At 51.2% G+C, this 25,114-nt stretch carries 20 protein-coding genes; 11 read left to right on the top strand and 9 right to left on the bottom strand.

Annotated elements, in window-relative coordinates:
- Window positions 1-141: 141 nt before the first annotated feature.
- Window positions 142-777, bottom strand: coding sequence for a uridine kinase (udk, locus tag OHJ21_RS22455; RefSeq protein ID WP_127596504.1), 636 nt, complete (start codon window positions 775-777; stop codon window positions 142-144).
- A 195-nt stretch (window positions 778-972) separates the two neighbouring features.
- Here udk and OHJ21_RS22460 point away from each other — a divergent pair, with 195 nt between their 5' ends.
- The 4 genes from OHJ21_RS22460 to comJ all read left to right on the top strand — a co-directional run bounded on the left by OHJ21_RS22460 (window position 973) and on the right by comJ (window position 3,807).
- Window positions 973-1,611 (top strand): carbohydrate-binding family 9-like protein, encoded by a 639-nt coding sequence (locus tag OHJ21_RS22460; protein ID WP_486021193.1) that lies wholly within the window; start codon window positions 973-975, stop codon window positions 1,609-1,611.
- Window positions 1,612-1,951: 340 nt separating this feature from the next.
- Window positions 1,952-2,551, top strand: coding sequence for an SMI1/KNR4 family protein (locus OHJ21_RS22465; protein WP_100539843.1), 600 nt, complete (start codon window positions 1,952-1,954; stop codon window positions 2,549-2,551).
- A gap of 85 nt (window positions 2,552-2,636) precedes the next feature.
- A complete protein-coding gene (locus tag OHJ21_RS22470; RefSeq protein WP_486021194.1) occupies window positions 2,637-3,287 on the top strand; it encodes a hypothetical protein in 651 nt (216 codons plus the stop codon).
- Between the two features lie 34 nt (window positions 3,288-3,321).
- Window positions 3,322-3,807 (top strand): competence protein ComJ, encoded by a 486-nt coding sequence (gene comJ / locus OHJ21_RS22475; RefSeq protein ID WP_486021195.1) that lies wholly within the window; start codon window positions 3,322-3,324, stop codon window positions 3,805-3,807.
- 179 nt (window positions 3,808-3,986) lie between these two features.
- Here the strand turns inward: comJ and OHJ21_RS22480 are convergent, their stop codons facing one another.
- From OHJ21_RS22480 to fabF, 4 genes are all read right to left on the bottom strand, one after another.
- Entirely contained in the window at window positions 3,987-5,102 is a 1,116-nt protein-coding gene (locus OHJ21_RS22480) for a DUF3298 domain-containing protein (protein WP_486021196.1), read from the bottom strand.
- Window positions 5,103-5,278: 176 nt separating this feature from the next.
- Window positions 5,279-6,160: an anti-sigma-V factor RsiV gene (gene rsiV, locus OHJ21_RS22485; RefSeq protein ID WP_486021197.1), complete on the bottom strand. Its 882-nt coding sequence runs from the start codon at window positions 6,158-6,160 to the stop codon at window positions 5,279-5,281.
- Complete coding sequence (gene sigV / locus OHJ21_RS22490; RefSeq protein ID WP_326111537.1) at window positions 6,160-6,672, bottom strand: RNA polymerase sigma factor SigV; 513 nt, start codon at window positions 6,670-6,672, stop codon at window positions 6,160-6,162. The genes rsiV and sigV overlap by 1 nt, the downstream gene beginning before the upstream one ends.
- A 201-nt stretch (window positions 6,673-6,873) precedes the next feature.
- Window positions 6,874-8,115, bottom strand: a complete 1,242-nt coding sequence (gene fabF / locus OHJ21_RS22495) for a beta-ketoacyl-ACP synthase II (protein ID WP_326111536.1) — start codon at window positions 8,113-8,115, stop codon at window positions 6,874-6,876.
- Between the two features lie 136 nt (window positions 8,116-8,251).
- Here fabF and OHJ21_RS22500 point away from each other — a divergent pair, with 136 nt between their 5' ends.
- Window positions 8,252-9,091, top strand: coding sequence for a helix-turn-helix transcriptional regulator (locus OHJ21_RS22500; RefSeq protein ID WP_486021199.1), 840 nt, complete (start codon window positions 8,252-8,254; stop codon window positions 9,089-9,091).
- A 1,003-nt stretch (window positions 9,092-10,094) separates the two neighbouring features.
- Here OHJ21_RS22500 and OHJ21_RS22505 read toward each other — a convergent pair.
- From OHJ21_RS22505 to OHJ21_RS22520, 4 genes are all read right to left on the bottom strand, one after another.
- Window positions 10,095-13,055, bottom strand: coding sequence for a DEAD/DEAH box helicase (locus tag OHJ21_RS22505; RefSeq protein WP_486021200.1), 2,961 nt, complete (start codon window positions 13,053-13,055; stop codon window positions 10,095-10,097).
- The gene (locus OHJ21_RS22510; RefSeq protein WP_486021201.1) at window positions 13,052-14,701 is read right to left on the bottom strand and encodes an SWIM zinc finger family protein; all 1,650 of its coding nucleotides are present in this window, start codon (window positions 14,699-14,701) and stop codon (window positions 13,052-13,054) included. Before OHJ21_RS22510 ends, OHJ21_RS22505 begins: the two co-directional genes overlap by 4 nt.
- 159 nt (window positions 14,702-14,860) lie before the next feature.
- The gene (gene vgb(C) / locus OHJ21_RS22515) at window positions 14,861-15,751 is read right to left on the bottom strand and encodes a streptogramin B lyase Vgb(C) (protein WP_326119615.1); all 891 of its coding nucleotides are present in this window, start codon (window positions 15,749-15,751) and stop codon (window positions 14,861-14,863) included.
- Between the two features lie 431 nt (window positions 15,752-16,182).
- Window positions 16,183-16,335, bottom strand: coding sequence for a hypothetical protein (locus tag OHJ21_RS22520; protein WP_394057873.1), 153 nt, complete (start codon window positions 16,333-16,335; stop codon window positions 16,183-16,185).
- 310 nt (window positions 16,336-16,645) lie between these two features.
- Between OHJ21_RS22520 and OHJ21_RS22525 the strand changes: the two genes are divergently transcribed.
- The 6 genes from OHJ21_RS22525 to OHJ21_RS22550 all read left to right on the top strand — a co-directional run bounded on the left by OHJ21_RS22525 (window position 16,646) and on the right by OHJ21_RS22550 (window position 24,738).
- Window positions 16,646-17,716, top strand: a complete 1,071-nt coding sequence (locus OHJ21_RS22525; RefSeq protein ID WP_394057875.1) for a copper amine oxidase N-terminal domain-containing protein — start codon at window positions 16,646-16,648, stop codon at window positions 17,714-17,716.
- A gap of 416 nt (window positions 17,717-18,132) precedes the next feature.
- A complete protein-coding gene (locus tag OHJ21_RS22530; RefSeq protein WP_486021202.1) occupies window positions 18,133-19,911 on the top strand; it encodes a sensor histidine kinase in 1,779 nt (592 codons plus the stop codon).
- Between the two features lie 22 nt (window positions 19,912-19,933).
- On the top strand, window positions 19,934-21,505 hold the full coding sequence (locus tag OHJ21_RS22535; RefSeq protein ID WP_486021203.1) for a response regulator transcription factor: 1,572 nt from the start codon (window positions 19,934-19,936) through the stop codon (window positions 21,503-21,505).
- A 98-nt stretch (window positions 21,506-21,603) separates the two neighbouring features.
- Window positions 21,604-22,929, top strand: coding sequence for an extracellular solute-binding protein (locus OHJ21_RS22540; RefSeq protein WP_100539857.1), 1,326 nt, complete (start codon window positions 21,604-21,606; stop codon window positions 22,927-22,929).
- Between the two features lie 45 nt (window positions 22,930-22,974).
- Entirely contained in the window at window positions 22,975-23,850 is an 876-nt protein-coding gene (locus OHJ21_RS22545) for a carbohydrate ABC transporter permease (protein WP_076322415.1), read from the top strand.
- A gap of 18 nt (window positions 23,851-23,868) precedes the next feature.
- A complete protein-coding gene (locus OHJ21_RS22550) occupies window positions 23,869-24,738 on the top strand; it encodes a carbohydrate ABC transporter permease (protein WP_071219105.1) in 870 nt (289 codons plus the stop codon).
- Window positions 24,739-25,114 lie beyond the last annotated feature (376 nt).

The raw sequence follows: 25,114 nt of genomic DNA on the forward strand, positions 1-25,114 counted from the left end.
ACGCAAGCAATACGCGCAGGTTAGGCAATACAAGCTCAAGCGACACGGATAACACCAAAAAAACCGCGGACCTGTAATTACAGATCCGCGGGCTTTTTCCATGCTGCCTACACTGGCAAATGGCCGATTCGCAGGCTTGTCCTATTCCCCCGACAGCGTGCGGTCGCCGGTCAAATATTTCTCGGTCAAGATGGAGAGCAGGCGAATGCCAACTTCATTCTCTCCGCCTTCGGGAATGATCAGGTCGGCGTATTTCTTGGAGGGCTCGATGAACGCCTCATGCATCGGCTTGACGGTTGTCAGGTACTGGTTATGGATCGACTGGATGGTCCGGCCGCGGTCCTCAATATCGCGTACGACCCGGCGAAGCAGGCGTACATCAGGATCAGTATCCACAAACACTTTAATGTGAAGCAGCTTTCGCAGGTTCTCATCGGACAGCACATGAAGGCCTTCGATGATAACGATGTTGTTCGGCTTCAGCTCGATGGTCTGATCCGTGAAACGGGCATGAGCGGTAAAATCATACACCGGTGCGAATGCGGGTTGTCCGCTTTTTAAAATGCCGAGATGTTCGACGAGCAGCTCGTTGTCAAAAGCAAACGGATGATCATAGTTAATCGCTTCGCGTTCCTCGAAACTGAGCTCCTTATGATCCTTGTAATAGTTATCCTGCGAAATAAACGTGACTTTATCTGAACCAAGTCGGTCAATGACAGAGCGGGCAACCGTCGTTTTGCCCGATCCGGTGCCGCCGGCGATACCAATTATGAGCATGGCGAATCCATAACCCTCCCTAGAGTTTGCAATTTTATTATTGTAGCACAGCATGCGCTTATTTTCACTATGGGGACATAGAGCAAAAGATGGGATTTCCGTATGTTCTTTATTCTTACCACGGAATAGCGAACCGAATCTGTATGTCTTATCATAGAGGAAAGACTACCAATTGAATTTTTCGGAGGGATGATTATGCATTATACGGCAATTTACCCATGCAAGCCCGCCCTATACATCCAGCAGGGAGAGCAGCATCAGGGGAACGTCGATTGGGATCGTTATGAAGCGGTGGCTCTAAGTGATACCGTGACCGGGCTTGCTGCGAAGGAAGCGACCGAGGTTCGCGCCTGCTGGAGCTCCGAATACTTTTATGTACGGTTTGTTTGCCAGGATTCTCATATCGTATCGGAGTATCAGCATCGGGATGATCCGCTGTATGAACAGGATGTCGTGGAACTGTTTATAGACGAAACAGGAACGGGAACGGAATATATCGAGCTTGAGGTTAGTCCGAACAATGTTATATTCGACGCCCTGATCCGTAATGATGGCGGGAAGTCGATCACAAGCAGCGATATTCATTGGGATCTTACCGGTCTTCAAACCTCGGTAGAACATGACGGTAAGGGAAATTTGATATATGAAATTCGCATCCCGGCTGCGAACTTCAAGAACGCTCCGCAAGCGGGAAAAAGCTGGGACGTGAATTTTTACCGCATTGATGAGGACACCGAAGGAAACCGGGAGTATCAGGCGTGGAGCCCGACCGGTGAGGTGAATTACCATATTCCTTCGCGTTTCGGGAAGCTGGAGTTTGTCGATGTCATTTAACATATCAATCTAAATCAGGATGCCGCATCCGTGGATTTTCATATCTGCTGTGCGGCATTCTTGTGTTATTCCTCCGGCAGGAGAGCGGGCTACCCCTATCCCACAATGCCTATCCCTGGTATCGAATGAGCCGATTCCGGGCATGAAATAGCTGCGCTTCAGCGGCCGTAAATACCCGGGGTATTTTCATAAAAGAACCAAAACGAACATCTCAAGAGGGATTTTGTCCCTTTTTTTGCATGCCGCAGGACATGTTGTTTTCATTGCAGCGTTCTATATACTTTTTAGTAAAGGGAAGCACTCGGCTTTGAGTGAACATGCAATCAACGGAGGTTATTTTATGAATGCTGTCATCGATGGACTGATGCTCGAGCTGGAGCAGCAGTTGGAGGAGAAGGTCGCCGAAGATCTTCGGGATCTGCTGGATGAATATAAACAATTGGAGGGGGCGGCTCCTGAGCAATTGCAGCTTTTTGAAGCGGAGTTCGGGATCAGGTTACCGCAGGACTTTCGTTCGTTTTACAATAAGAAGAACGGCAGCGGGTACGGGTTTCACGTGCTCTATCCCGGGAACGAGGGGGATGGGGAATACACGCCGTTTTACCTGATGAGTCTGGATGAGATGAGGGAGGTCAAATCCTATTTCTGCGAGCGGGACGAACGGCTGGATGCGTATTATAGTTCGGAGGAAATTCAGCAGCTTGATCCGGAAATTAAACCTTACCTGTTTCACAAGGCGTGGTATCCGTTTGCCACAATGGCAGGCGGGTCGTTGTATCTGATGCTGGATTTCGATCCGGCGGAGCCGGGAACGTCCGGGCAGATCATCATGTACGTGCATGATCCTGATTTTGTGTATTATATCGCGCCTTCCTTCACAGAGCTCCTTCGGGCGTCCAATCGCAATCTGCGCACCGAGATTGAAGAGGTAGACTACTGATGGAACACCAGGAAAAAGCGCTCTTGATGCTGACAATGCGCCATGCGTAATGATCTGAGGAAGAACTAGCGGGGGAGGTGACAGCATGAAAGGCAGGAGGGTCCTCTGGGGAGTGATCATACTGGTGGCAGCCACGCTGTTGATACCCGGTTATTTTATTGCGCGCACGTATGGGCTTTTTCAGAATGAGGTGGTCCTGACCAAATACCAGCTGGCCGTTGATGTGGATGGTGAACCAGTGGATGCTTGGCCGCTGCTGGCCGGTTTCGCCGCAACCGATAAGCAAGGGGAACTTCGTCCGTTGTATTACAGGCTGGAAGGGTCGGACCTTAACATGCTGCATCAATTGGCATATGGGCAATTCAAGGTGGAAGCTTCCGAGGACAATCCGTTCCTGGCAGGGAGGGTCCAGTATGACCATTTGGAGAGCGACTATTTTGTGACGCGAAAAGAGTACGTGAACGCAAAGGAATACCGGCAGGACATGATCTTTTATAACGATCGTAAGGAACCTGTATTTACATATAATCCGGAAGCCAAAGCGGATGGGGATATGGTGAAGGAGATTATCACCGCAGGCATGACGCGTTCCAACGGCCGAGGAGGGTCGGGAGTCGTAGAGGACAAGTATCTGAATGTCACCCGATTGTTCGAGGAGAAGCTGGGCATCAGCTTGCGGGTTCAGGTGGATGCGGAACGCAGGCTGGCCACGATCCATTTGGAGCGGCTTAAATAGAATATAGGTATCTAAAAAGCGAGGTGCTTTACTTATGCAGCATGCGAAAATGGCCCAAGAGGTGGATCTTACCATCTCGCATCACCAGATTCAAGTCCGCTCACGGGACTATGATGAGGAGTTGTGCCAATGGGGAGAAACCAATATCAAGCAGGGCGTTGTCATTCATCCGGGATATCTGACCTTTGATCCCATCCCTGATGATGCTTTCGGCGCTTGGGTGAAGCTGGCCTTGAAAGAAGCATTCATCGAAGATCCGAACGCGCAGCGGCGGATGGTCGTGCCGTTTGACGTTCTGGATCCCGGGAAGCTGGAGCTGTTGTCCGTCATGTCGGACGCCGTTATTGAGCTCCCACTGCAAGCAGGGCGATATGCACTGTATTTTGAGATTTGCGAGGATGAAGAAGTGTATTATCGCTTCACGTTTGTACATGAGGGTGAGAGGGTTCAAGCCCGGTATCTGATGGATGATGAATGGGGCGGCAAGGCAGGAGAAGCGTTGTCGGAGGGGTATTGTTGACGGAATGCTGCACTATAACGAGGGTACTGAAGGCCTCATAAGGTAATCATCCCATCATTGATAGAAGAAGAGGCCGTCTCCGTGTTGGAGAGGGCCTCTTTTTTTTACCGCCTGCTGCGCTGTCCCTGCTTTGGAAGATGATGTGCAGGAGGCGCAGACTTTGAAGTGAGTGGATCTAGTTATTTTCCAGCTGTCAGCGTAATCTCGCCATGCTTGCCTTGATCTGCTTTCAGGTTCAGAACGTCTGTCAGGAAAGCAAGCGGGACATAGACGTGGCCTTTTTTCATGACAGGAGCCGAGCCCAGCGAACGTGGAGCCATTTTACCCAAAGTATAAGCATCCTTGTTCAGCGTCACCGCACTCCAGACGGCTTCCTTGGAGATTTCTGTGGTTTTGCTCTTGCCGCTCCACTTGACATTGAATTGCAGCTGGCGCAGCACGGATACCTGAACCATGAGCTTGCCGTTGTTATCTTTGTAATAAGCGCCTGGTTTCAATACGGCTGCAGCAGGCTTTTTGTCTGATGAATTACCCGGCAGCTTTACGGCAAATTCCGGTATGCCTGTAGATCCAGGGGCAATGCTGTATTTTTGGAATACGATATAGGCTTTTCCGTCTGCGACATAGAAGGATTGCTCCGCATCTATGCCTTGAAATCCGTCTTCATTCGCGAAGTAATGGTCTTGATCCGCCGCAATCGCCGTTTTGACCGCCTTATCCACGATGGATTTGTAATCCTTACCGAACAGGTCTTCGAGCGTCACGCGCTGTGCTTCGGCTTTGTTCGTGAAGTTGTACGTATCCACTCGGGGATCGCCATTGTTCATCCCGATGCCTTCGGTGATGACCTTGAGGGAAATCAAGCTGTCGTCCTTGCCATCCGATGTAAGCTCATAGGTGATCGTTAGCTGATAAGGGCGCATGGTATAGCCGTTCTTTTGAGCATTTGCCGCAGCCTCGGTGGCTTCTTGCTCCCATTTGGCGATATCCTTGGAGGCATGGGATTCGATGATATCGTTTAGCTGATCTTGATATTTGGTGTCGGTCAGACCTTGGAATACAGGGATTTTAATGTTTGTTTCGAGCCATTTTTCCTTGGATTGCAGTGTTTTGGATGTTACCCGTTGCGGGGCAACGGTTGGAGCGGTTACCCGATCCACGTTCGCTGCAGCTTTGGTTTCGGCATGGACATGAGCGGATGGCAGACCCGAAGCCGATATCATAAGGATGCCCGCTAATCCGGCAGCCGCCAGGGTTTTGGTTATTGGGGTTGTGTGCTTCATTGTTTTTTTCATGATATATTACCTCCAGGTTTATGATTTGTTATCTACAACGGAGAAGGCAGAAGCGTTCTGGAGAAGCGAAGCGGTCCCTATGTCCCCGGTTTCCACTGATCATAAAAGATTCTAAAGAAAATCTGGGGCAATGGGATCGGAAGGACGATCTGCATTCGTTGAGATGTACGGCTGATCTATCGAATGTATTCGCTGCTGACGAGCTGGTCTGCGATCACTTCCGTTGGAATGGTAAATTCCACGACGCCCATATAGCCGGGCGCAACATCGTATTCATTAAAGCTGATGACCAGTTTGCCGTCTTGGTCGATGTAGAAGTTTTGGTCCTTGGCGATCGTTTGGAACAGATCCTCCGGTACATCGGACTCCACGCCGGGCTGCTCCACCCAGTAGATGTTGTCCGGATTATTCTGCATCTGCTGGCGCATCTGCTCCTTGATATTGTCACTGATGACCTGGATATAACGATCATCCTTGAACAGACTTGGCAGTGTGATCACCATCTGGTTCTTCTTGTCGATCGTATCGTATGTTCTGGATTCGGCAGAGCTTCCAGCAGATTCGACAATATAGCGCGAAAGTATCAGCAGCTGTTCATTGTCGGTGATCACTTCATAACCGCTATCGAGACTGAGATGCGCGCCGCCTTCTTTATTTAGCAGGGCGACTTCGTCTTTGAAGTTCTCATACAGTTTCTTGTTTTCTTCCAGGTATTTGTTGTTCAGGGTTTGCTCAAGCTCCGTATTTCCTAGGTTGGCAATGCCGGGTGTTTCGATATGCACTTCCGTGTTATCGTCTGTCTCGGCATATTCACGGATGGTGATCACTTTGATGATATGGCCCAGAACCGGCACATCGGACATGGTCTGGGCGAAGGCAGGGCTTGTATTCACTCCGGCGAACAGTAGGCAGCATGCAGCCGCGCTACTAGCGAGCCAGGGCAGCGCTCTATTTTTTTTTCGTCTGGTTGCTATGGTCTTGTTGACAATGGAGCTTAGTTCGTCAGGAATAGGAATGCTCTCGTACTGCTCTTTCATCCTATTCAGCTTGTCATGCATTATCGTTGTGCCTCCTCTTGATCTTCCTCGCTTAAGTTCACCCGCAGTCTCTGTAGTCCTTGGTATAATCTCGTTTTCACCGTGCTGACATTTTCGTGGAGCACTTCGGCAATTTCGTCAATCTTCATATCTTCAAAAAACCGGAGAATGATGATGACCCGATACTTGTCGGGTAATTCCTCCAAAGATTGAGCCAGATCCAGATTCGGATAGTGATCATGGCTGCCGGGTAATATAACCTCCAGGTTCTCGTCGTCCATGACGTGGACTTTTTTCTGTTTTCTAATGAAATCCAGGGAGGTTGTTACAATAATTCGGAAAAACCAGCTTTTTAATGAACCCGTCTGCTTCAGCTTTTCCATGGATAAAAATGCTTTGTGGATCGCGTCCTGAACGATATCGAGGGCATCCTCTTTATTTCTAACGTAGCTGTATGCCAGCCGGTAGGCGCTGTTCTGATTTTCGGTTATACATTGGATAAGAAGCTTCTCAAGCTTCCGGCCGCCACTCATGTAAATATGACACTCCTTTGGGCCCGCGCGGGTAACCATCAATTGCAATTGACTTACGGAAGCAAGACGTGTGAGTCTTTCAAAAAGTTTGATTCTGCGAAAAAAAATTTAAAAAGCGTTTCTGTCTCATTATTCAGCCCATCCTTCCAGAATCGCAACAAGAAAAAGACCCCAGTTTTCACTGGGGTCCGGGGCTCAAGGTTACTCATGCTCATATTTCTGGATAACAATCGCCGAATTATGTCCGCCGAAGCCGAAGGAATTCGACATACCAATCCGGAGCTCGGCGTTTCTCGCCTGGTTGGGTACATAATCCAAATCGCATGCCGGATCGGCATTCTCCAGATTGATCGTCGGTGGAATGATGCCTTCCTGCAGGGATTTTACGAGCGCAATGGCCTCCACGCCGCCGGATGCGCCCAGCATATGTCCGGTCATCGACTTGTTAGCTGTTACCGGTATGCGATACGCCTCTTCGCCAAACACCTGCTTAATGGCCGCTGTCTCCGAACGGTCACCGATGACCGTGCTTGTGGCATGGGCGCTGATCACATCCACGTCGGCCGGGGAGAGGTTCGCCTCGGTCAGGGCCAGCTTCATTGCCCGTGCCGCGCCGTTGCCGTCTTCCGGCGTGGCGACCATATGATAGGCATCCGAGCTGGCACCATATCCGATGACTTCGCCTAGAATTTCGGCGCCTCTGCCCAAGGCATGGGAAAGGGACTCCAGAACGAGGATGCCGGCACCTTCCGCCATGACGAATCCATCCCGGTCCGTATCAAACGGCCGGCTGGCCCGGCCCGGTTCATCGTTGCGGGAGGAAAGGGCGGTTGCATTCGCGAAGCTGGCCAGCGAGATATCGGTCAACGCCGCTTCGGAGCCTCCCGCAATAATCACATCGGAGCGGCCCGCTTGGATGTTAAAGAAAGCCTCGCCGATCGCCGTATTGCCGATCGAACATGCGGTAACCGGCGCAAGCGTAGAGCCCAGGGCCTTGTATTTAATGCTGATGAGCGCTGCCGCCATATTGGGAATCATCATGGGAACCAGGGTAGGGCTCACCCGCTCGGGTCCTCGGGAAGACAGCGTGTCGCTCTGATTCATTAAGGTTTGAATACCACCGATGCCAGATCCAACGTATACCCCCATCCGCTCATGATCGATCTGATCAAGATTGAGTCCCGACTGACTTATGGCTTGATCGGCCGCAGCCAAGGCAAACTGGCAGAAGCGGTCCAACCGCCGGGCTTCCTTAACGCCAAACAGCGCGTTTGCGTCAAACTCCTTCACGGCACCTGCTATTTTTACTTTCTGTTTGGATGTATCTAAAGTTTCTATATGTGTAATTCCGGACTCTCCCCGTACCAGCCGGGACCAGAACGTCTCAACATCGTGGCCCAGCGGCGATATGACGCCCATACCGGTGATAACGACTCTTTCCATGGATCAACAGCCTCCTTTAAGACTTTATAACTTGTCAATCTTAAGGTTATAATGTCACGTGTAGTATCCTATTACAAGATACCGTTTATCCTAGTATAAATACTGCTATCCTTAATAACGGAAGGAGGCCCATAAGATGAATTCTCAGGTTAAATTGCAAGCTTTATCGGCTTTCCTGAAAGGACAGCGTGCCAAAATCTCGCCCGAGTCCGTCGGATTGCCGCCCGGGACTAGACGGAGAACGCCGGGTTTGCGCAGGGAAGAGGTCGCCCAGCTGGCGGGTGTCAGCACCACTTGGTACACCTGGCTCGAGCAGGGACGCGACATCCAGGTGTCGTCGTCCGTGCTGGACTGCGTCGCCAATGCGCTTCAGCTGAACGCGGATGAGCGCAGATATCTGTATTCTCTGGCGCTGGAGAGCGGGGCGGAGCCTTATACGCTCAAACAAGAAGCGGTGCAGATCAGCCCGTCCCTGCAAAAAATCATCACCGAGCTGAAATATTGCCCCGTCATGATATCAGATCGGATGTGCAACATCGTGGGGTGGAACCGTGCGGCTGCGTACGTGTTCCTGGATTTTGACCGCATTCCGCCCGAGGAGCGGAACATGATCCGGCTGCTCTTCACCCGCAGAGAGTTTCAACGGCTGGCGGTGAATTGGGAGCAGTTCGCCAGCGGCTTCTTGTCGATGTTCCGGTCCTATTACGGTCAATACGTCGAGGATGAGTGGTATGACCGTTTTCTGGAGGAGATGAAGAACGGGCACCCGGATTTCAACCGGATGTGGGAGCAGAGCCAGGTCAGTTATGCCCCGGAGGTACATCTGGAATTCCGGCATGCCAAGGCCGGGAAAATGGTTTATGAGCTCACGTCACTCAAAGTGTACGGAAATGATGACCTGCGGTGCAGCATCTATACCCCCGCCCCCGATTCGACTACGGAAGCGAAGCTGCGGCAGCTGATGGAAGAGAAGTAAGCGGAGGGAGTGGGGGGCAGGCCGGAAAAACCGATCCGGCGTCGGCATTTACTGTTCTTGAAGTAGTCAACTACTCGCTGTTCCTATCGGACTCCAGTTCCGTTATATGATGAGATCACGCCATAATTTAAACCGCAGCGGACACAAGATCCGTTATTGGGCGCATATCCGGCATTTTTATGCTGTATTGGCACAAATAACGGATCCTATGTCCGTTCAGTCGCTAAAAATGATGAATTTGTCTTAAATAGCGTATTCTGAGTCCGTTAATACAAAGAATCACTCTCCTCCTACCTAATTACCAGCAGGTTGCCAAACGTTCTGGTGCCGGCCATCTTGTGCGGATGAATCGGAGTTCTCCTTGTAAGTGAAGCACTTCAACACTGCCGGATTACCTGCGTTATCGAGAGTACCTTAAGTTGCGTTGATTACCTGCGTTATCGAGAGTACCTCAAGTTGAGACGGATTACCTGCGTAATCGAGAGCACCTCAGGTTGCAACGGATTACCTGCGTAATCGAGAGTACCTTAAGTTGCCGGATTACCTGGGTAAGCGAGAGTACCTTAAGTTGCCGGATTACCTACGTAAGCGAGAGTACCTTAAGTTGCGTTGATTACCCGTGTAATCGAGAGTACCTTAAGTTGAGTGGATTACCCGCGTAATCGAGAGTACCTCAAGTTGAGGCGGATTATCTTCATAAGCGAAAGCACCTCAGGTTGCAACGGATTACCCAAGACAAAGTACTTCAACTGGTTTGGATTTAGAAACCTTAGCCATATAAGCTTCATGCGCGTAAACAAAACGAAATTACTCTAAGTATTAAACTCCTCCAAATAACAAAAGCCCCGTGTCCGCACACGGGGCTTTCTGCTATTCAACGATATCGTCGTTGTAGAGCGACACCTTGTGCCCCTCCCAGAAGTTTCACAGGATTCCGCTGTGCTCCATCTCTTCGGGGGCGAGTGTCCACGATCGACTATTCGTTTACTCCTGATAATGACAATTAAGCCCAATCGCGCCGCAGCGTGAACAGATCCTTCAGCTCATCGGTAGACAGCTCGGTAATCCAGCCTTCGCTGCTTGCGATAACCTGATCGCTTAGCTGCTGCTTGCTCTCCAGCATCTCATCGATCCGCTCCTCGAGCGTCCCCATGGAGATGAACTTGTACACCTGGACATCCTTGGTTTGTCCCATCCGATAAGCGCGGTCGGTAGCCTGATTCTCCACTGCGGGGTTCCACCAGCGGTCGAAGTGGAACACGTGATTCGCGGCGGTCAAATTCAGGCCGACGCCGCCGGCCTTGATCGAGAGGATCATGACGTTCGGCTGCTCTTCGGGCGGCAGCTTCTGGGATTGGAACTGCTCGATCATGCGGTCGCGCGTCCGCTTGGGCGTGCTGCCGTTCAAGTATAGCACCGGCTCCCCAAGTTCTTGATGCAGCACCTGCCGCATCATCTCGCCCATGCCGATATACTGGGTGAAGATCAGGCAGCGTTCGCCTTCGTCCCGCAGTTCCTTCACCATGGACAGCAGCCGTTCCAGCTTGGCCGAACGGCTGACGACGGCTTCGGTGTCAAGCAAGCCGCCGCCTCCCGGCAATTCCGGGAGCGGCTCCTTTGTGAGCAGCGCCGGATGATCGCAGAGCTGCTTGAACTGCGTAAGAGCTGCCAGAATGGCGCCTTTGCGCTCGATGCCCTCAAGCTTTTGCATGCGTTCCAGCAGGCTGTTCACGGTCTGGTCGTAAAGCGCACCCTGCTCGGCTGTGAGATGGATATAGGTCTTCATCTCGTTTTTGTCCGGCAGATCGAGCTGGATCGCGGGATCCTTCTTCTTACGCCGGAGCATGAAGGGTTTGATCAGCCTTTGCAGATCGGCCGTACGCTGCTCGTTTTTATCTTTTTCGATGGCCTGAATGAACCGGAGATTGAACGCGCGCAGGCTGCCGAGATATCCGGGATTGATGAAGTCATAGATGGACCACAGCTCGGACAGCCGGTTCTCAATCGGTGTGCCGGTTAAGGCAACGCGATGCCTTGCCGGAAAACTTCGCACGGCGGCGGATTGCTTGGTGTCGGCATTCTTGATATTCTGGGCCTCGTCGATGCCGATCGTTTCCCACTTCATGTCTCTTAACATTTCCTGATCGAGCGTGGCGGTAGCATAAGATGTCAGGATAATATCGGCTTGGTAAGCCTCTTTATAGAAATCCTCGCTGCTGCTTCGTTTGCCGCCGTAGTGGAGCATGACCTGGAGCGACGGGGCAAACCGTTCAAGCTCCTTCTGCCAATTGCCCAGCACCGAGGTGGGACAGATCAGCAGAGAAGGGAGGCGTCGCTCTTCCCGCTGCATCGTTGTCTCCTTCACGTGCAGCAGGTAGGCGATAAACTGCACGGTTTTGCCAAGACCCATGTCATCGGCAAGGCATGCCCCAAGCCCGTAACGCCGCAAAAAGGCAAGCCAAGCAAAGCCGTCATGCTGATAAGTCCGCAGTTCCGCCTTCAACCCGGCGGGGACAGGGAGGTTCGGCCACTCGCTTTGCCGGCCGAGCTGGCCGATGAGCTTCACGAGGTGCTCGTTCAGCTCCACCTCAAGCTTGATCCGTTCCGGGTCCCGCGCTTCCTCCGCATCCTGCTGAGTCTGTTCGGACTCATCGTTGTTCCCAAGCAGGTGAAGGTGCAGAATATCTTGAAACGATAGACCTTCCTCACGGTCTACGCCCGCCATCATCTGGCGGATTTGGGCGACCAGGGCGGGGTCCAGCGGAATCCATTGGCCCCGGAACCGCACAAGCCGTTCGTTCCGGGCAACAAGCTCCGCGAATTCGGCCTCGGAAAGGGTAGCTTCGCCGATGGCGATACGCCAATCGAAATTCACCAGCGCGTCCAGACCGAATAGGGAACCGCCGCTGCTTCGCTCGGCGTTCTCGCCTTCGCCCGAGCGCACTTTCGCCCGCAGCTTGGGCTTCTTCTTGCTGGCGGCTTCCCACCAAGCGGGCAGCAGGACCAGCCAGCCTGACTGGAGCAGCCGCTGGCTGTCCGCGGTCAGGAACTGCCATGCCGCCTCGTCGGACAGAGGCGTACCGAGCACGTCTTCAGCGGGAGCGTGAAGCATACGTGAGGGCAGTGCTGCTTGCAAACCTTGGAGCCAGCCGGAGGATCGCTCCTTGATATGAGCCGTCCAAGTCTCCGGCCATGATCCGTATGCCTGCCCGTCTTCGGCTAGACGAACGGCTGCAAGCGATGCGGCGTCTTGCTTGTCCTGCAATACGAGCTGAAGACGCCACTCGGTTTCTTCTTCGTCCGGTTCCAGCAATTGCAGGAGGGGCCGGAACGGAGCGGTATCCGGTCGCCATCCGATAGCGATCAGCCAGGACTTGTCGTCCATGCCTTCGGCTGCCGTTCGGTTCGGCGAGAAGAGAAGGGGGTATTCCCTGCGCAGGTCAGCCGCGGCCTCTTCGCTGCCGTAACATTGATCTTCAACGGCGGCAGAGAACGCCGCCCGTAAGCCCTCATTCCATATCTCGTCTGCATCCAGCAGGGAGAGACGGGACAACTCTTCCGCTGTGAACGCCTCCGCATCCCAGATCCATTGCAGCCTTCCCGATTTGAAGGCGCTCAGGCTCGGCGCGTATTGCTTGTCCTGAATGCAAGCTGCCAGCGAAGGTGCAATTTCAATGAAGGGAAGGCAATCCTCGTCCCATATCCACTCAATATGTTCGAGCAGGCGTGCATCCGCAAAGAACGGTATGACCTGCTCGGAAGGCAGGATGACCACTTCCATATCCTGAACGGATTGCACGGTAAGCTCTGTTCCGTAGAAGGAAGCTTCGTGCCAGGCGAATAAGCGGTGCTTCAGGTATTGTCCGGACACGTAACCCCGCATGACGGTAGATCCGTATAGGACGGCATCTCCGTATTCGCTTAGTGCCATGTGAACCGTGATGGTTTCGGTGTGTCTGCTCATGATATCAGCTTTCCTCTCCGCAGCTCTTCCTGGAATGCGCGAAGCCGGCTGTTTCGTACGGACAACGAGATCATGAACAGATCCCAGCGCTCCTGCTGCTTGAGCTTTTTATATAGCTTGGCCAAGCGTTTGAGCAGCTTGACGGCTGCTTTATAGCCGGCTCGGTTCTTATGAAGGATGTACCGCTCGACGGCCTGATGGTAAAAAGGCAGCAGCAGCTCGGGCGCATTCTTCTCAATCGGAGCGAGCTCGCTGACCCGGAGTTCCAGCGGCTCCCTGCCTGTGCTTATTTGGTAGTCGATCCATTCCCGCCATCTGCCGTGTGTGATCAAGGCATTCTGATAGATGTCCTTCGAATAAGGAAGCATGTCGGCAAGACTGCTCCACATCCGTTCAGCCTCCTCGGGTAGGTGCGCTATGACGGCATCCCAGTAGAATTGATAGCTGCTGAGATGCTCGCTGCGGTGACTGCCAAGCAGCGGGCCGATCTCCGGGAGCCAGCGGGCTAAGCGTTCCCATTGTTGCCCCGAATGCAGCATGTCGAAGAAGCCCAGGACGGAAGCCGGGGACAGACTGCTCACCTTGTCTGCTTCTCTGATCAGGCTCCAAGACGTTTCATCTTGTCCGAGGTAGAAGGACATTAAGCCCTGTGCCATATACCACGAGGCACGCGAGAGGGTGCTGCCGAATTCGGCTTCGGCTGCCTGCAGCTGCTCTAACTCCGCCTCGATTAAGCGGGTGCTTTTTTTCGCAAACGGATAGATCCAGTACATCCAGAGCTGCATATAGACCTGCGCGTAAAATTTACGGTTCCGCGGCTCGCCCAGCATGCTCCGCCGGACAAACGAGATCGTCTCGGTAAGTCGCTGCTTGAATGCCTCTCCATCTTCGCTGTCTTCCAGCCCTTCATGGAAGATGCGCTCGATTCTGGCCAGGATATGATCGGCTGCTACCTGCGTATGATAGCCAATGTAGGAGCCGGAGGAATTCCAGGCACTGGCGGGCTGCTTGACCAGCTTCTCGAGAATAAAGAGATGGGCATGAAGCTCGTATAATGACTCCATATCCGGTGGCATGGGCGGTTTGATGTGATGGAGGGAGGCCAGTGCATTTTTGGCGTAGAACGAATTCTGCGTATTCGCTCCCAGCGAAGCCGTGCAAACTTCGAACAGCTCATGCCATGCGGAGATGGGCAGCTCGGGCAAATGGTCCGCCTTGACTCTCCACTTCGATGCTCCGGCAGATGGCCGTTCCTGCGCTGGACTGAAGTCGGAATCGCTTCGGTCATAGGAAGAGGTGGGAGCATACGTAGTGGAATGCGCATTAACCAGGGCATGAATGGAACGACCCTGAAGCTGGGCATAGTCAAGCAGAACAGCCACCATATGCTTGCAGCCTTCGTTAACGGGGCAGCTGCACTCGCTGTCACTCAGGGAGTGAAGATGAAGCTTGACACGGTAGGTTTCCGTTCCATCTACGGCAGCCTCGATCATCCCGGGAGGATCTATCAGCTCGCTTGCGTGAACACGGCCTTGCTTGTAATACTGAAATCCCCGTTTAATGGTCAAATCGCTGAAAAAACCTGCGGTTTGTTGAATTAGTGTCTGCCATTGTATATCATCTAACGTTTGATTTGGGTTCATCATCGGACGGTCTCCTAAGAGAAATAATTCTAAGTATCCATTTAATCTATCACATTCCCATAGATGAAGAAACAAGCCGGGGCAGCTTCACGCTGGAAAAGCCCGGCAACAAGCTGCACGGGCTTTCTTTTAGGGGCGGAGCAATAGGTTGGCTTCCTAAACCTAATATTGAATCGTAAACCGGCCGATCTGATCGCATTCCTCGGCGAACCAGACCTCGCCCCCGGAATCCACGGTAATACCGTGAGGTTCAGCGGAGGGGGTTGGGATCGGGTACTCGGTCATGTCCCCGGTACAGGTAATTCGTCCGATTCGATTGGCTCCCCATTCGGTAAACCAGAGATCTCCGGAAGTACCCGCCGTGATAGCGTGGGGCCTTGCGTTTTCAAACGGGATCTTATATTCGGTGAAGTTCCCGGACGTTGTGATTCGTCCGATTTGATTGCCGTTGATTTGAACAAACCATAGGGCGCCATCGGCACCTGTCGTGATGCCGACCGGGCCGGATTGCTCCGTTGGAATCCGGTACTCGGTAATCTCCCCGTCCACCGTAATCCGTCCGATGGAGTTGTTCTGGTTTTCCGTGAACCACAACGCGCCGTCCGGACCCGCTGTAATATAGGAAGGGTACGAGCCTTCGCGTGGTAAGGCATATTCCGTGATAACGCCTGCCGGCGTTATATTTCCGATTCGGTTGCCATTTAGCTCGGTGAACCATATGGCTCCATCCGGACCCTCCGTCAGGCCGTAAGGAGACGAGTTGGCTTCAGGCAGTTCAAATTCCGTAAATGTTCCTTCCATTGTCATTCTTCCGATTTTATTCGCTTTGTACTCCGTAAACCAGAGGTCACCGGTACGGGCAGATAGGATGGACATAACCCCGGCATCCGGAGTCGGCACTTCGAACGTGCGCATATCCCCATTCTTGGTGAGCCGTCCGATCCGGTTTCCTTTATGCTCCGTGAACCATATGGCCCCATCTTGTCCTGTCGTAATACCATAAGGTCCCGACTCCCGATTCGCTGTCTTGTACTCCTGTGTTATGATCTGCATGCAAATATGCCTCCTTGTATAGAAAGTTGTTAGGAATGCTTTAAGACGGATTCTTCATGGGTCTGAGCATATCCAAGTCTCCGCGTATAGTGGAAGCTGCTCTTGCGAGATAAGGATGACAGGTCTCTGAAGTTGATGCTTTCTTACTCTAAAAAAAAGCCTCCCACTCCGAGATTTCGGAATAGGAGGCTGAATACGGACAAAAGAAGATACCGGCTTCATTTGTAAAGAAGCTTCAAGCATCTACCCGTCACATATAAAAAAAGCCGCACGAATCCTATCCCGAAAAACCTCGTAACGAAGTGTTTTTCCAATGTTTGGGACAGGATTAGTGGATCATTGGCTTTTGGTTCACCCTTTCATTTCTGGTTGCCTAGACTTTACCACAGGAGATTCAGTGGTTTCAACCCTGAATTAACTGAAGTTTACCTTCACAACCGCCGGTTTCTTTTCTCATCGATGTAGAGCTCGACAGCTGTTATGGCGCGAATCAAAAGTTTAATGAGCAGATACAATGCATACAAACCAAGCAGCATAAAAAGTCCGTTTATGATTAAGATCAACATGGGCCATAAATGAAACATGGAACTACCTATATTCATATGGCTCGCCTCCCTTCAACATTTTCCTAGCAGGGTTCTCCTGGAACCGAAATGATAACCTCGAACTATTTATTCCATAATATAACAATCATATCTGATTCTAACATAACAGAAGGAGCGTGGTCATGATTTTTGACATTGAATGGGGTGAATAATTGGAGGCCTGGCAGGAAGGGGACGACAGAGGAAGTATGGATATCATTTATTGATATGAACGAACCAATCCCGGTCACGATGCGTTTTAGTTATATAAGCATTACCGAATATCACAAGCCAAGGAGATTTAGAGGACATGATCACCCGGAAATGGACAAGAATAGCAGTAAGCGGCGCCATAGCGGCCACGATGCTGATGAGTGCTTTCGTTCAGGATCAGGCTGAAGCTGCACCCAAGAAGGAAATGGAATTAAACATCAATCATTGGATTGTTACGACGGATGTCAATCCCGTCATCGTGAATCAGACAACGCTGGTTCCCTTGCGCATAATGAAGTACTACATGAAACCTATGCAGCTTCACTGGAACAACAAGAACAAGACGGTAACCATCAACACAGGTGCCGATCAAGTCACATTAGAGATGGGAAGCCTGAAGGCGAAGGGAAAAGGGAAGGCATATTCACTATCCATTCCCGCAGAGTTAAAGGATGGCCACGTTATGGTGCCGATCCGATTTTTAGCGGAGTTGTATGATGCAGAAGTAGGCTGGGATACGAAGGAGAGAATGGTTTACATCTATACGCCGGATGTGGACGTTTCAACGGCAGAGGAGAACCGGGATGTGAAGCTGTATCCGGTAAGCGCAACGAAATATGGCAGATATGAAGGAATGGTGATCGAGGTCGAAGGAAGGAAGCGGGTCTTTGAAGACTGGAACGGCGGAGACGGTACGCGGAAACCCGTCATTCAATATCAGGATGTTACAGGCGATGGCAAGCCTGACGTTGTGGTGTTCTATGTGGACGGGACCGGAACGGGGCTTTACATGGGGGAAATGCATGTAGTCGACGTCGAGACGCTGAGGGAAATTCCTATCGAATCATTGGAGCAGGCGGTACTGAGCCATGTGCAATCCAACATCGAGAAGTATGCGGATCACTTTGTTATCAAGCTTTTGATCGACGGGAAGGAGTATGTCGAAAGGATCGAGGATGATTCCAAGGATAAAAGCTACTTATATGATAAGGTTGGCTTCGGGGCCGTTGTCAGACACAAACTAGAGGAAGGTCGGCTTGTTACGCAAGCTGCGGGAAGCATCAGTCCGGCCGGCTTCGCCGGGGATCTGCAAATAACATACCGATTTGATGAAGAGTTGAATCAGTTTGTGGTGGATAGCATGGAGTATAGTAGTCTGGAAGAATAGGGGAAGTAACGGTTTAGTGATGTAAAACTTTAGATCTACATATAAACGCATATCTGATAAGATGTTATGATCATGGACTAGAAGCATAAAGCTTGATAGAAAGATGTGCTTCGTTAATCAAAAGGGTGCTGCTGCGCCCTTTTTGTGTTTCTTTTAATCCAACACCTCCGATTTATCCCCTCCATGATCTCCGAAAAGGAACCAGTAGGAATGGTACCTATAGAACATATGCAAGAAGATTCCACCCCTTTTCATAGGACTTTATTACCATTTACTTGAGTCTTAAGATTCCTCTAAGATAGTTAATAAACCTGACACATTTTTGCTAGTAAAAGAGAGTGGATTGGAAGTAAACGCATTCAATGTCAAGTAATATAACAAGCCCATACCATAGGGACTTTGAACGAGGTGTTTTTATGCAGCAATGGCTTGGGAAATCGCTGAAGCATAAATTGTCGTTACTTATTATTATCGCAACGCTGGTGCCGCTGCTGTTTCTCGGTATTTTCTCTTTTAACATAGCCAAGAGCCTGACTGAGGAGAAGGCCAAGATTACAGGAATGAATACGCTTCGGCAGCTGGAAGCTTACCTGGATACGATGGTCAAAGACGTGGAGAATATCTCGCTTTTTCTCATCGGGCATACCGGTGTTCAAGCCTATCTGAAGACCGAGCAGAGCAACTACGTCCAGCAGACGACGGTTATTAATTTTTTGACGAACTTGGCCTTTTCCAAAGATTATATCGCTAATATCATCGTCGAACCGCTCGGCAGCAAAGATGCTATCTCGCACAAATCCTTGGTACGCTCCGAGTTCCGGAATATTACCGAGATGGTCCCCGACTATTACGAGCATCATCCCAAATGGTGGTCCTTTGTTCATCGGCAGTGGACCTTTGAAGGCGTTAGGAAAGTCATTACGCTGGCCAGACCGATCCGAAGCACGGATAAATATAAGCCGATCGGGAATCTGCAGATCAACCTGGACCAGGGCGTCATTGCCAATCAATTTCGGCAGGCCGTCCTGGAGAAGACCGGGTTTGTCCTTCTTCTTGACGAGAATAACCGGATTATTGCTGGTCCGCCGGATATGGAGACCAATCTTACGCTTGCAGACTACTATCCTTCGATTGGAGAGTTTGAGGGGCTCAGCGGAAATATAGACTATGGCGAGGGGAGCAACAAGAAGACCATTCTCTATAAAAAAATGTCCAGCGTGAACTGGAAACTGGTCGGCATTATTCCCTCACAGGAATACCGTTCCCAAAACCAATACTTCATCAAATTGACGGCGGTTGCCGTCACCGTGGCCATTCTGCTGGCCATTATACTCGTTCTTTTCCTGATCCAGAAAATTACGAATCCGCTGTCCGTGTTAACGAAGTTCCTCAAGAACTCAAGCCCGGAGGAGCCTCTGCCTGCGCTCCCGGTGAAGACGGTCGATGAGGTCGGGCAGCTCATTATTAGTTACAACCGGCTCAGCTCCCGGATTGTGAAGCTTACCGACGAAGTGAAGCTGAACGAGTCGCTGAAGAAGGAGGCGGATATGCATGCGCTGCAGGTGCAGATCAATCCGCATTTCCTCTACAATACGCTGTCATCCATCCATTGGCTGGCGCTGATGAACCAGGATGTGAAAATTGCCGAGATGGTGGGATCGCTCAGCGATTTCTTGAGGTTCAGTCTCAATAACGGGCAGGAATACTGCACGATTCAGCAGGAAATAATGCATGTCCGACATTACGTAAATATTCAAACCATCCGCTATCCGGAAAAGTTCAAGTTTGAGGTTCATGTGGAGGAGGAGCTGTATCCGCACACCATGTTAAAGCTGCTGCTGCAGCCGTTGGTTGAAAACTCCATGCTGCATGGTATTTTGAGCCGTGACGGGATGGGGACGATTACGATTTGCGGACACCGTGAATTTGAAGGAATCCACTTCATGGTGGAGGACGATGGCATTGGGATGACAACGGAGCGCCTGAAGTGGCTTCAGGATCAGCTGGTTGAGAATCCGCTGCAGTACGAGAAGGGGCAGACCCCGCGCGGAAGCTACGGGCTGCGAAATGTCCACAAGCGGCTGCTTCTGCATTACGGTAAGGATGCGGGCTTGCGTGTAGAGAGCACGGAAGGAGCCGGAACACGGGTGATGTTTACGATACCTGATTTACCTGAAATTCAACAATCTGAATGATCCAGCAAAGGGGATGGCGACATTGAAGGTACTGATCGTTGATGATGAAGTGATCATTCGAAATGGTCTGAGTACAGTGATCAATTGGGCCGATAACGGCTTTACGGTGCTGACGCCCGCGGCTTCAGCGGAGGAAGCCCTTCAGCGTATTCCCGTTGAAATGCCCGAGATTATTTTTACCGACATTCGCATGACGGGCTTGAGCGGACTGGATATGGCGCATGAAGTCAAGCAGCAGTATCCCGAGATCGAAATCATTGTCATCTCGGGATACGATGAATTCTCATATGCGCAGCAGGCGATGCGGGAAGGCGTGAGCGATTACCTGCTGAAGACGAGCAGGCCCGGGGAAATTATCGAGGCTGCGGTACAAGCAAGAGAGCGATTGATACAGCGAAGACTTAGCCAAGCGAAGGGAAAGGCGCAGGAATTGGTGGTCAGCCGGGGCTTTCTGCGAAGACTGCTGGCGTCCGGTGCTCCGCCGGATGGGCAAGCCGAGGCGGAATTATGGGAGCGATATCCTCAGCTGCGATTGGAAACGAATGGCTCGGTGCTGCAGATCTGGATGCTATCGGTGCATCCGTTACATCAAGAGGAAGAGGAGCGCTTTGCGCTTGGCGAGCTGCATAGCTTAATCGGTACAGCGATGGCCGAAGGGCTGCATGGTGCGTGGCTGGAGTGGAATGGTTCCCTGCTTCTGTTGGTGCGAACCGAACCGAATAGTGGATGGGGACGAGTAGACTCCGCTCTTCGGAAGATGGAATCTGCGCACGACTGCCGTATTACGGCAGCCAGCGGTCGGCCGGTTTCCAGTGTCCGGGAACTCCCTGTTGCGCTGAGCACCGCTGTGGAAGCCAGCTCGTACGAGTGGCTGCTGCATTCGGAACGGCATATCCGTTATGAAGATATCGAAGGACGTAAAGGCATCCGAACGGTATGTTCGGTGGAAGAAGAAACCGAGCTGTCCTCCCTGCTGCGTTCTGGACAATCCGCCGACTTGCGGGCATGGGTGACGGATTTGCTGGGACGCATCCAAAGCCAGGGCCAGGCGACGCCCGGCTCGGTTCAGGCTTACCTGCATTCCCTGATCATCTCGGCACAGCGCTGGCTCATACGGGCTGCTACGTCTATCGGCTATGCCAGTCCGGTGAAAGTGGAAGAGACTTACGATATACGCGAGTTGACAAAGACGCCGGAGAAGGTGCTGGTCGATTCCCTTGAGCTCATCATGAAGCAGTATCGTGATATGGTCTCAACAACCAGTCCTGTCCAGCGAGCCATATCCTTCATTCATGAGCATCTGGGGCAGAGCCTGTCGCTTCAACAAGTGGCGAAGCATGTCCATATGAACCCCAACTATTTCAGCGAGATGTTCAAGAAGGAAACCGGGCAGAATTATATCGAATTCGTGACCCAGGCGAAACTGCGAAAAGCGATGCACCTGCTGCGGGAAACGCCAGCCAAAATCAGTGAAATCGCGAATGAAATCGGTTATGAGGATATTAAGTATTTTAACCGCCTGTTCAAGAAATGGACGGGACAAACCCCGTCGGAGTATCGGGCAAATCCTGAATTTTGTCCCTCTATGGACTGAATTATATCCCCTATGTAAGCGTTATATCCTTTTATATACTTGGACTAATCATCTTAAGACGCTTCATCATTTTCGTATATTAAAAAGGGGGATTGACCATGAGACCAAAACGTAAAATAGGTCTTGTACTGCTGATGATGTCACTGGTCCTTGCAGCTTGCGGAGGCGGGCAAAGCAAGGAGCAGGCGGGGGGAAATGAGGGGAATCAAGAGAAGGTCAAGCTGACCATTTGGCATAACTTTGCCGGTGATGACCTGCGTGCCAAATCAGTCCGAAGTTTTATCGATCAGTTTGCTCAGGATCATCCTGAAGTTACGCTCGATGCACAAGCGATTCCGCCGGACGGTTACCGTCAACGTCTGAGCACCGTTGCGGCTGCGAATGAAATGCCGGATGTATTCTTTGTATATGCAGGAAGCCAGTCAGCCGAGCTTCATCAGGCGAAACTGCTTCAGCCGATTACAGAGGTGCTGGATGCTCATTCGGATTGGAAAGATAAATTCCTGCCGGGAGCGTTTGATCCATACGAGTTCGAGGACGGCCAGATCTACTCCGCTCCACTAGGCATGTCCGCAACTTCGATTCTCTACTACAACAAAGCAATGTTTGACAAACATAACGTAAAAGTTCCGACGACTTGGGAAGAAATGATGGCGGCGGTTAAAACGTTCAACGATAACGGCATTACGCCGATCGCGCTTGGAAACAAAGCACCATGGGTTGCGCAATCCACCATTATCGGATCGATTGCCGACCGTGTGACAGGCACCGAATGGTTCAAGAAAGCGGCAGCACAGGATGGCGCGAAATTCACCGATCCTGAGTTTATCGAAGCGCTTGGTTATTTCAAAGAGCTCGTCGACAACAAAGCATTCCAAGAAGGTGCCAACAGCATCGACAACACGCAAGCCGAGCAGTATTTCATCCAAGGCAATGCAGCGATGATGATCAGCGGTGCATGGACACTCACGAACCTGGCGGCTTCTTCCTCGGAGGAGCAAATGAAGGATATTGAAGTCACTACGCTGCCTTCAATTCCTGGTGGTAAAGGTGAGGCTAACACCATCTCCGGCGGCGCTGGCGGCGGTCTGGCCCTTAGCAGCAGAACCGAAGGGAAAGCAAAAGAATTGGCGCTTGAACTGATTTATGCCGTGAGCGGACCGGAAGCGCAAAAAGCGATTGCCGAGAGCAACTCCATGGTCATGTACGATACCGAAATTGATGAGTCCAAAGTTACCTCCTTGTACTACAAAGCCTTTAACCTGGTGAAATCCACAGGCATTACGCCGGTATACGATGCTTATCTGTCTGCAGAAGCGGCTGAAGTCATCAACAACGGTCTGCAGGAAATTATGATGGGCGGTCCCGTCGAAGGTGTGGCCCAGAAGCTACAGGATGCGCAAGCCCGATCCGCTACTCCATAAGAAAAGGTTCACCACTGCATAAGGATTAGGAGGGAGGAGGCTGCCATGCCTACAGCAATGAGAAGCAAAGGATTTATAGCCATAGCTCTTCTTCCTGCGCTTCTGTTGTTTCTGATATTTGTCATTATTCCGGTCTTCTGGTCAGCATACTACGGATTTTTCAGTTGGAAAGGGTTCGGAGACGCCACCTTTATCGGCCTTGATAATTATAAAGAGATGTTCAAGGATCCGATCTTCTGGCGGGCGCTTCGAAACAACCTGATTCTGGTCGTATCATCCATTATCGGCCAGGTTCCAATCGCGTTGATTCTGGCTATTGTATTGTTCAAGAATTCGTTCTTCTCCAGGTTCATCCGGTCTGCCGTCTTCATGCCGATGGTTCTCTCCACGGTTGTCGTTGGTCTTATCTGGGGTTACATTTACCATCCTCAGTTCGGGATCGCCAACTATGTACTGGAGATGCTCGGTCTGGAGTCTTGGACCCGTGCCTGGCTGTCCGATCCAAAAGTCAATATGCTGGCGATATCGATCCCGATTAACTGGGCGAACATCGGCCCTTATCTGGTCATCTTTATCGCAGCACTGCAAAATATTTCACCGGAAATCCATGATGCGGCCAAAATCGATGGGTCCACCGGCTGGAACAAGCTGATGCAAATCACGCTGCCGATGATCTGGAGCACGGTTGTCGTAACCATTGTGCTCTGTATCTCGGGAAGCCTGAAAGCTTTTGACCATGTCATCGTCATGACGGGCGGCGGACCTGCGCAATCGACGGAACTGCTTGCTACTTATATGTACAACAGCACGTTCAGCGTGTACCGTTACGGTTACGGCTCCGCCGTTTCCACGATGATTATGATCGTCAGCGCCATTCTTATCGCGCTTAACTATTTCGCAACGCGCAGAAAGTCAAGTTAACATGAAGGAGGGAGCGATGTGAATTTACAGACGACCGGGACCGGAAGTGCCTCAGGGAAACGCGTCATCACGAAGGGGTTAACCGGGTTCGTAAAATTGCTGCTGATTGTGTATGCGATTCTTACGCTCTATCCCTTGTACTGGCTTTTTACGAGCGCGTTTAAATCGAATCAGGATTTTTTCACCAACCCTTACGGCTTGCCGAAGGAGTGGATGACCGAGAATTTATTCCGGGCTTGGGAGCTTGGAAATATGGGCAGAGCGATGCTGAATTCAACGGTTGTGACGATTACAGCCGTCGTTCTGACCATCCTGCTCAGTGTACTCGCGGCGTATGTACTGTCCAGATTCGAGTTTCGGTTCAAAAAGCTGGTGGTTGTGTTGTTTACGACCGGGCTGCTGATTCCGATTCACAGTACGCTGGTGCCCCTGTTTATTATGATGAAAAATATCGGCCTGCTCGACACGTACGGTGCGCTCATTCTGCCTTATACGGCATTTGAGCTGCCGATCGCAATATTCTTGGCGATGGCCTACATGTCATCCATTCCAAGAGAGATTGAAGAAGCAGCCATGATTGACGGCAGCGGCTGGTGGGGAATCTTCGGCAGAATGATTCTTCCGCTCTGTACGCCAATCGTGGCAACGATATCGATTCTGGCATTTCTCCGATTCTGGAATGACTTCTCCTTCGCACTCGTATTTATCAATACGCAGGCGCTGAAGACGCTGCCGCTCAGCTTGTCCTTATTCTCGGACGGCTTCGGCACGGATTACAGCTTGACGATGGGAGCGATGGCGATCGCGGTCATTCCGACGATCGTGGCCTACCTGATCCTGCAGGAGCAGATCATGAAGGGTATGGTGGCAGGATCCATCAAAGGTTAAATCGCCAGCACGTCCGATTTTAACGTAAAGCGGAGTTTGTCCTAAGGATAATCCACTTCATATTTGCCATGAAAAGCCTCTTCCGATGCATTCGGAAGAGGCTTTTTTAAGATATCAGAAAGTATAAACTTCGAAGCTTGTGGCTTCCTGATATCGCAAGAAAAACTTATTCTAACTGCGGTCTGTCATCTGTGCAGGTACGTCGATAGACGTTTTTCTTATTCGCTCGTGATCGTGGTAAGTCTGCGTTGCCAACCGAAAAAAATTCATGCACGATTTTCGGCTACGTCATGCAGGCAAAAGAAATATAATAGGAACACAAAGGTAAGGCACCTGATTTGTAATAGGAGAAGCACAGCACACATCATTATCGCCA

The organism is Virgibacillus sp. LDC1 (assembly GCF_025792345.1).
GTDB classification, from domain to species: domain Bacteria; phylum Bacillota; class Bacilli; order Paenibacillales; family Paenibacillaceae; genus Paenibacillus_AQ; species Paenibacillus_AQ lautus.